At 43.7% G+C, this 3,162-nt stretch carries 3 protein-coding genes and 9 tRNA genes; 2 read left to right on the top strand and 10 right to left on the bottom strand.

Translation table 11 applies throughout. The features are described from left to right. Positions 1-152 precede the first annotated feature (152 nt). From H6S82_RS26160 to H6S82_RS26205, 10 genes are all read right to left on the bottom strand, one after another. Positions 153-229: transfer RNA gene (locus tag H6S82_RS26160), tRNA-Arg, on the bottom strand. A gap of 4 nt (positions 230-233) precedes the next feature. Then, positions 234-320, bottom strand: a tRNA-Ser gene (locus tag H6S82_RS26165). A gap of 4 nt (positions 321-324) precedes the next feature. After that, positions 325-406 (bottom strand) — tRNA-Tyr (locus H6S82_RS26170). Positions 407-413: 7 nt separating this feature from the next. Further along, a tRNA-Glu gene (locus tag H6S82_RS26175) sits at positions 414-486 on the bottom strand. Positions 487-629: 143 nt separating this feature from the next. After that, positions 630-701 (bottom strand) — tRNA-Trp (locus H6S82_RS26180). A 3-nt stretch (positions 702-704) separates the two neighbouring features. Then, positions 705-779 (bottom strand) — tRNA-Ile (locus tag H6S82_RS26185). An 11-nt stretch (positions 780-790) separates the two neighbouring features. Then, positions 791-863, bottom strand: a tRNA-Cys gene (locus tag H6S82_RS26190). Between the two features lie 3 nt (positions 864-866). Continuing rightward, positions 867-944, bottom strand: a tRNA-Glu gene (locus H6S82_RS26195). Positions 945-951: 7 nt separating this feature from the next. Continuing rightward, positions 952-1,026: transfer RNA gene (locus H6S82_RS26200), tRNA-Asp, on the bottom strand. Position 1,027: 1 nt separating this feature from the next. Next, a complete protein-coding gene (locus tag H6S82_RS26205) occupies positions 1,028-1,519 on the bottom strand; it encodes a group I intron-associated PD-(D/E)XK endonuclease (protein ID WP_190465732.1) in 492 nt (163 codons plus the stop codon). Positions 1,520-1,812: 293 nt separating this feature from the next. Between H6S82_RS26205 and H6S82_RS26210 the strand changes: the two genes are divergently transcribed. Then, on the top strand, positions 1,813-1,992 hold the full coding sequence (locus H6S82_RS26210; protein ID WP_190465734.1) for a hypothetical protein: 180 nt from the start codon (positions 1,813-1,815) through the stop codon (positions 1,990-1,992). Between the two features lie 549 nt (positions 1,993-2,541). Next, complete coding sequence (locus tag H6S82_RS26215) at positions 2,542-2,736, top strand: hypothetical protein (protein WP_190465736.1); 195 nt, start codon at positions 2,542-2,544, stop codon at positions 2,734-2,736. The last annotated feature ends 426 nt before the right edge of the window (positions 2,737-3,162 follow it).

Raw genomic sequence — 3,162 nt, forward strand, 5'->3', positions numbered from 1 at the left:
CTTGCTAGACAACAGTTTCAGAGATTTTGTCCCCCTCTGAACGGTTACCATTTTTCTAGCTCTCGCTGTATCACTTCCCAACTTTTGTTGGCAACATTACCGATTTGAAACTCTTTAGTATCAGGTAGTACCAACTGAGCTACCGGGGGAAACGAGAGCGTAGGGATTTGAACCCCCAAAATTCTTCAGTTTCGTAGACTGAGATGTTATCCAGTTACACCACGCTCTCAAGGCGGAGAAGGAGGGATTTGAACCCTCGACGGTTGTTACACCGCTCTTTCTTAGCAGGAAAGCGCCTTAAGCCACTCGGCCACCTCTCCACAATGGGTCGGGCAAGATTTGAACTTGCAACGCTTTAAGCTACTGTTTTACAGACAGCTACCTACGCCAATAGGTGAGCCAACCCGAAAAAAAAGCCCCAACGGGATTTGAACCCGTGTTGTCCGATCGAAAGCCGGTTGTCCTAAGCCTCTAGACGATGGGGCCAAAGGAAAAATCTACTTCGTGCAAGTTGGAGAGGCTTGTTTTTCAGCCCCCAAGTTGGTGGAGGCTGTAGGAATCGAACCTACTCCAATCCGAAGATTGGATACCAAGTTTGTAAGCTTCTTCTATAAGGTCACGCAGTAGAACGCAGGGACTAGGATTTGAACCTAGAATATCGATTTTGGAGATCGAGCTGTTGCCTGTTACACCATCCCTGCATTTGGTAGCAGCGGCGGGACTTGAACCCGCATCAACCAAGGTATGAGCTTGGGACTTTGCCATTAAGCTACACTGCTATTTCACACCAAGGTCAGAGTGGGACTTGAACCCACGCTAGTCGGTTTTGCAGACCGACGCCTTACCAACTTGGCGACCTGACCGTTTGGTAGTCCCGACGAGGTTTGAACTCGCAATCTTCTGCTTGAGGGGCAGACGGCTTGAACCAATTCGCCTACGGGACTATTTAAGCGAGGCTGACGGGACTCGAACCCGCGATCCTTCACTGTGACAGAGTGACGCTCTACGCAACTGAGCTACAGCCCCATTAATCGAACAATTTATCCCACCTTTCTTCATCTTGGTCTTGAGGAATATGACAGGTTTTACCTCTAACTTCCTCAAATGACAAGACGTAAGCTGTATCTGAGAACAGGCAGTAGTCAACTATAAAATCAAACTCGCCTTCTCGATCGCACCTAAACTTAGTTTTACGATCGCTACAACGAAGCTGAATGAATGGCATTCCTCGTCTGTCGATGTAAGCGGACTTAACCTGTATTTTTAGGTGTTTACCAGTGGGATTCTCAACGAGCCAATCTGCTGTTCCACCGTCGAATACCGATCCGTACACTTTAAAACCGTACAGAGTTAGACGAAATAGAACAGCAGCTTCAGAGATAGAGCCTCTCCGATCTGAAGTTAGCTCTCGATCGCCTAATGCTTTATGGTATTTTGACTCTATTGGCCTCTGACGCTTGCGTACAGTTTTAATGTAGTTTTGCAGCTTTTCATCGGCAACAGCTTGTTTGGCTGGCATTAGACTATCTTTGTATGAATCAACGACTTCATCAAAAGTGAAAATTAAATCGCTGTTTCACAAAACAAGCTAACCGCACTCGTTACAGCCAGGTAGTTTCTACCTACACTGTCAACTTCTTGGCTTAAACAATGAAATGGGTGAATTATTCAGTTTTCAAGGTTCGGTTCGGTTTGGGGTGAGGCTTTTGGCTCTCTCTCCCTCGCCATACATTTATACTACATAGCGTACTACAAAAGTGTCAAGGGTTTGGGAAAAAATTTTTTTTGGGGGGTTGTAGGAGGAGTTAAGCAATGGTAGCTGTTGGCTGTAATCGTTGCATAGCAATGCTTACAGCCAATAAAGCGGCGGAAGTCGCCTTTTGTAACACATATATATGTAGTGGTGTGTGGCAGCACTACAAGAGCGTGAAGCGATCGCACGAGCAATATCTGTCTTTGCTTGTGTCGGGGAGGCGGACGATCGCGCTATGAGGTGGGGCAATGAATAAGCGATCGCACTACCTACCGACTACCCAATAGTGCTGATAATACTGAGAACGCGATCGAAAATATGTTGATATTACCGATCGTCTTGTCAAAATACAATTCCTAATCCAGTAGAAATCCTCTTTTAATTAACAGTAAATTTTTTTACCATTATGGTATGGCAAACCTTAAAAGAAGATAAATTCTGAGGCTGAAATCTTAAGAGCTTGTTCGTAAAGCTGATTAGAAAATTTAATAGGGTGAGGGCTGGAAATTCTAATAGTTTTTGAAGACGATTGCTTGCCAGATGGTGTATTGGCAAACAAAAAGCATTAAATTTGCTCAATTTATTTTCTTAATGAGTGTAAGGCTGTACTTTTGTGGTAAGATTTGCCGCATTGCTGTCTGAAGATTAACAGGAGCTTAAAACAAGGGAAATCGTCAATGTATCGCCTTGTTTGAAAGACAGATAGTCTTTTTGATATTTTACTCCCAAAGTAGGAAAAATTCCTGACTTGTGGCAATTCTAGGATGGAAGAGTTTGGAGGACGAACAGTGAGCTACTACGATTTTGACGATCATTTTTGGTCACCAAAGGAAGTTTGCGGTCAGCAACCGCCGAAAAAAACTCAAAAACGAATTTGGGGTATTTGGAAGCTGACAGGAATTGGTGGCGGTGGGGTTTCGCGTAAGTACGGGTCGGTTTCGGCGGATGTGAAAGACAGTCTCGATCGCACGCCTCAAGCTTAAAGTAAATCTACTCAGCATACACTTCTGCTGACCATTATAAAAGTAGCAAGACTCTCAATTTAAGGGCTTTGCAGATGATGGCATCCCTTGGCTGTAGGGTTTTGTCAGCTCTTAGTTAGGCTGTTGCCAGCGCTTTACTTACCCACAACACTGCATACCTGCCGTTAGGTGAGAAATAGATCGATAAAAGGTTATGCAAGTGTTCCTCACCCGCTCAATGTTAAAATTGGGCGGGTTTCTTACTGTAGACAAAGCATAGGGTGATTTATTTCGCCTAACTACTGCGAGATATTTTCATTAAATCGAATATTCTTGCTTTTGATAATTGGCTCACATCGTACCAGAAGTGGGAAGATTTATTTTCAATAAAGAAATGTTTAAATTATCTTAAAAAAGGATCTACCTGGAGATAGATTATTTTTTAAT

The organism is Planktothrix sp. FACHB-1355, from assembly GCF_014748295.1.
Classification (GTDB): Bacteria; Cyanobacteriota; Cyanobacteriia; order Cyanobacteriales; family Aerosakkonemataceae; genus Aerosakkonema; species Aerosakkonema funiforme_A.